Source organism: Mucilaginibacter arboris (genome assembly GCF_009754915.1).
Lineage (GTDB): Bacteria > Bacteroidota > Bacteroidia > Sphingobacteriales > Sphingobacteriaceae > Mucilaginibacter_A > Mucilaginibacter_A arboris.
On sequence record NZ_WPIK01000033.1, the window covers coordinates 1 to 5157 of the forward strand.

1 protein-coding gene is annotated in these 5157 nt (G+C 35.6%); it reads right to left on the bottom strand.

Features of this window, described 5'->3' with window-relative positions; all coding sequences use genetic code 11:
• Positions 1 to 62: 62 nt before the first annotated feature.
• Positions 63 to 4889: an ATP-binding protein gene (locus GO621_RS18460; RefSeq protein ID WP_157569833.1), complete on the bottom strand. Its 4827-nt coding sequence runs from the start codon at positions 4887 to 4889 to the stop codon at positions 63 to 65.
• Positions 4890 to 5157: the final 268 nt, after the last annotated feature.

The following is a 5157-nucleotide window of genomic DNA, read 5'->3' on the forward strand; positions in this document are numbered from 1 at the left end:
TATAATTACCTTTATGTTAAGTAAAATATATTTAAGCTCCCCTCACAGAAAACTCGCCAATATTATTGTGGTCGCTCACTGCCTCTCTCTTCATGCTTTTTAAGTAATAGTAGCACATCGCCCATGTTATCACGGAATAATGTATTGTCAGGGTCAAGTTCTATTGCCTTGCTGTAATCAGCAATAGCTTCTTGATACTTTTCAAGAGACTCTTGTGCACAGCCCCTGTTATTATATAACATTGCAATACCAGGATCAAGCTCGATAGCCCTGTTGTAATCAGCAATCGCCTCTTCATACCTTTTAAGGGACACTAATGCAAAGCCCCTAGTATAGAAAGTTTGAATATCAGGATCAAGCTCTATGACCCTGCTGTAATTAGCAATTGCTTCTTCATATTTTTTAAGTAGTAGTAGCGCCGTTCCTCTTTTTTTATAGAATTTTGCAATACAGGGGTCCTGTTCGATGGCCCTGCTGTAATCAGCAATGGCCTTTTCATACTTTTCCAAAAACGCTAATGCAGAGCCCCTGTTATCATAGAAGTATGCGTTTATGGGATCAAGCTCTATGGCCCTGTTATAATCAGCAATGGCCTCTTCATACTTTTTAAGAGACGTTAATGTAAAGCCCCTGTTATCATAGAAATCTGCATTTCTTGGATTAAGCTCTATGGCCCGGTTATAATCAGCAATGGCCTCTTCATACTTTTCCAAAAACGCTAATGCAGAGCCCCTGTTATCATAGAAGTATGCGTTTATGGGATCAAGCTCTATGGCCCTGCTGTAATCAGCAGTGGCCTCTTCATATCTTTTGAGAGACTTTAATGCAATCCCCCTATTATTATAGAAATTTGCAATACCAGGATCACGCTCTATGGCCCTACTGTAATCAGCAATGGCCTCTTCATACCTTTTAAGAGATCTTAATGCAATCCCCTTGTTATCATAGAAAGTTGCATTTCTTGGATTAAGCTCTATGGCCCGGTTATAATCAGCAATGACCTCTTCATACTTTTCCAGAAACGCTAATGCAATCCCCCGATTATTATAGTAATCTACATTACGGGGATCACGCTCTATGGCCCTACTGAAATCAGCAGTGGCCTCTTCATACCTTTTAAGAGACAGTAATGCAATCCCACGATTATTATAGAACAATGCACTGCCTGGATCAAGCTCTATGGCCCTGTTGTAATCGGCAATGGCCTCTTCGTACTTTTGAAGAGACCTCAATGCAAAGCCCCGATTAATATAGTAATCTGCATTACTGGAAACAAGCTCTATGGCCCTGCTGCAATCAGCAATGGCCTCATCATACCTTTTAAGAGACAGTAATGCAATCCCACGATTATGATAGAACATTGCAATGCCAGGATCAAGCTCTATGGCCCTGTTGTAATCGGCAATGGCCGCATCATGCTTTTCTAAAGACTTTAATGAAAAACCCCGATTATTATAATAATTTGCATTTCTTGGATCAAACTCTATGGCCCTGTTATAATCAGCCAGGGCCTTTTCATGTCTTTTAAGAGACCCTAATGCAATCCCCCGATTATAATAGAACATTGCAATGCCAGGATCAAGCTCTAGGGCCCTGCTGTAATCAGCAATGGCCTCATCATATTTTTTAAGAGATGCTAATGCAAAGCCCCGATTGTTATGGAAATTTGCATCTTTTGGATCAAGCTCTATGGCCCTGTTGTAATCAGCAATGGCCTCTTCATATCTATTAAAAGAACTTAATGCAATCCCCCGATTATTGTAGAACAACGCAATACCAGGATCAAGCTCTATGGCCCTGTTGTAATCACCAATAGCCTCTTCATACTTTTGAAGAGACGCTAATACAAAGCCCCGATTATTATGGAAATTTGCATCTCTTGGATCAAACTCTATGGCCCTGTTGTAATTAGCAATAGACTCTTTATACCTTTTAAGAGAATAATTTGCATTTCCTTTATTGTTATAGTAATTTGGATTACGGGGATCAAGCTCTAAGGCTTTGCTGTAATCAGCAATGGCCTCTTCGTACCTTTTGAGAGATTCTAATGTAAGACCCCGATTAGTATAATAGCTGGCAATACCAGGATCAAGCTCTATGGCCCTGTTGTAATCAGCAATGGCCTCTTCATACCTATTAAGAGACCTTAATGCAATCCCCCGATTATTGTAGAACAACGTAATACCAGGATCCAACTCTATGGCGTTGTTATAATCAGCAATGGCCTCGTCATACCTTTTAAGAGACATTAATGCAATCCCCCTGTTATTATAATAGATTGCAATACCAGGATCAAGTTCTATGGCTATGCTGCAATCAGCAATGACCTTTTCATACTTTTTAAGAAAATAATTTGCGTTTCCTTTTTTGTTATAGTAATTTGAATTACGGGGATCAAGCTCTATGGCCCTGCTGTAATCAGCGACTGCCTCTTCATATTTTCCAAATGAATAATTTGATTTTCCTTTATTACTATGATAATCAGCCTTCCGGGGATCAAGTTCTATCGCTTTCCTATAACATAAAATCGCATCTGGATATTTGCCCAGTCCATCCATTACCAAGCCTTTTACATTGTATGGATCTCCCCAATCAGGGTAAAGGTTTATTGCAATGTCTAAATCTGAAACAGCTTCGTTTAATCTGCCATTTTCAAACATAGTTGAACCTCTCATGAAATAACTTAAGTTATTGATAGGATTAAGCTGAATAGACTTGGTGAAATCTAATACAGCTTCATCATATTGTTTTATAGTATTTTTTAGTACCCCTCTTTCAAAATAATAAAAATAATTATCCGGCGAATATTTAATAAGCTCGTCATAATCGGCAATCTCTTCTTTGCTGAAATTAATTAAGGTATCCTCATCTTTAAGCTCAAAGTCTTTAGCTAACAAGGCAAATGTTTGAAGAATATTTTTAGCTTTTATTTCAATAGCAAACTGATATAAATCATTCCATATTTCCTTACCATTAATTGGTTTTGATACTACCTCCCTAATTGTAAGAACAATAAAATACTCACCTAAGATATCTGGTTGTATACCGTAATATTTGTCAATTCTTCCATTAACATTTTTCCTTACTTCAGTAAATGCCGGGTATTCATCTTCAATAAATTGTTCATCAATTTTTAATTTTTTAACTATTTTGGTCATTTCAAAGGGTGAAAGCTCTCTGCAGAGGGTGTTGAATAGAATAAGCTTTTTAATAGCAGCTTTGTCTTTTTTAAATCCTGCGCTCTTTGACCAAATATCATTTTCTAACCTTGATAAATGATGTTTAATAAGATCGTTTGAATTCCAATTTTCAAATTTTTTTAACCCGCCCTCCTGAATGATAGCTATTCCTGTAAAAAATGCAAAAAGCGGTCTGTTCTTCGGATCTAATTCATTTAGTTTGCTAACGATTTCCTTCTCCGAATATATTAATTCTGTTTTTTTGCTTGTTTCTAAATTTGCTTTATTAATGATTTCCTTTATTATTTCCCAGCGAAAATTATTTTCTAATGGCTTCAGATTATAAAATACCTCTTTATTGGTTTTTAAAAAATTACTATTTCTGATGGCATCATTATTTTCAATCTCCTTCTTCCAATCAACCCGCAAATCCCTATCGAGTAAAATTATCCTTACTTTAAATTCAAGCTCTTTCTGTTTATCCTTTTGCCGTAATAATTTAATCAGATCAAATATCTTTTGATAATCTGAAAAGGCGTAATCAATTACAATAAACGTATCTATGGAAGGTATCCATGCCTCCCAATTGAAAAATCTTGAAATATCCAAAAAGCCCGAATGAAATTTTTGTGTTCTGGCTATTTCCGTAGCTTCAAGGGCAAGCCTGCTTTTACCTATTCCACCAGGGCCAGTTATTGTTAGCCAGCAGAAAAATCTTTTATCTTCTATAAAGTTTTGAATTAAAGTTAATTCCTCTTCTCTTCCAGTGAGGGTTGTATATTTTTGTTTATAACTAAATAAAGTCCCTGCGTCTGGTTCATCAGATTCGTCGTTGTAAGAAAGGAAGGGTTTACCATTTATTAGATTTATAATTTTAATAGTATCTTTTCTAATCAATTTGACTTCCTGATCCATTTCGCGCAGTAATTGTTCTGCTGCGTTGGAAATACAGGATTTTTCAAATGGTTCAATTGTTGGTATTAAATTAACTTTCTCAGTCAGTTCATTTAGAATTCTTAATTGTTCTTCTTGATTTTTACTTATTTGTTTTACAGCTTCCCTTATCGTTTCATGGTAAAGCAAATCCATTGCTTGTTTGGCTTCTTTCCCGTTCTTCAGATCTGCTTGAAAATAAAAACTCATTAGCTGAGGAACCCTTGTTCTAAAATGATTAATAAATTCTTGTGTCAAATAATAATCATCAGAAAACGGATTCAAATTTTCACTAAGGTTGAATCGGTCATTTAAGTAATTGCTTATTCCAGCATTGCCTGCTGAAGCATATTGAAAAACTTCCTCCTGATTTATATCTTCATTAAGCTTTTTTAAAAATTCCTCTTCAGAAATTTCTTTCAGCATATTTATAAACTTCGTTAGAGACGTTTCTTCGACACCAGATAGTCTTCCTTTTTGTTCTTTATATTCATCCAAAGTTTGGTCTATAGCTGTTCTCCAGCTTAATGCAAGTGCCTTATTGATATGATGATTAATTTGAGGGTTAGTATTAGATAGCCATTTTTTATTGATCCATGGCATAAACGACTCTACTGAAAACTGTGCGGCCCAGTTAGGCGCCAAAGTGCTAAATAAAGATTTGATAGTTCCCACAATGGTTCCACCGGCCAACCCAGGTGTAAACGCTACCGTAATCCCTAATGCAGCCAGAGATAAAACGCCCTTAATGAGCTGTTCTTTTCTTTCAGGGTTCATCAAGCTTTTTTACCGAAAGTTAGAAAATAATTTAATTTGTTCTTTTAATCTTTTCTGATAAAAAAATAATTATTAAAAATAAATTGAATTAGAAGTTTACTATCAAATTTATTCAAGATTTTATGATGATGGCTTTCAAGTTAATAGGAAAATAAACAAGTTATCAATTTGCACGACAATAACAGAATGACAACTTGAGGGTGAGCTAGGGATGTTATGTCGTATGTTAAAATTAGTATTACAATTAAACGAACGTATTTCTGTAATC

Bases quoted from the DNA above. Each gene is read 5' to 3' on its own strand.
- GO621_RS18460 (WP_157569833.1), bottom strand. From the start codon at position 4,889: ATGAACCCTGAAAGAAAAGAACAGCTCATTAAGGGCGTTTTATCTCTG.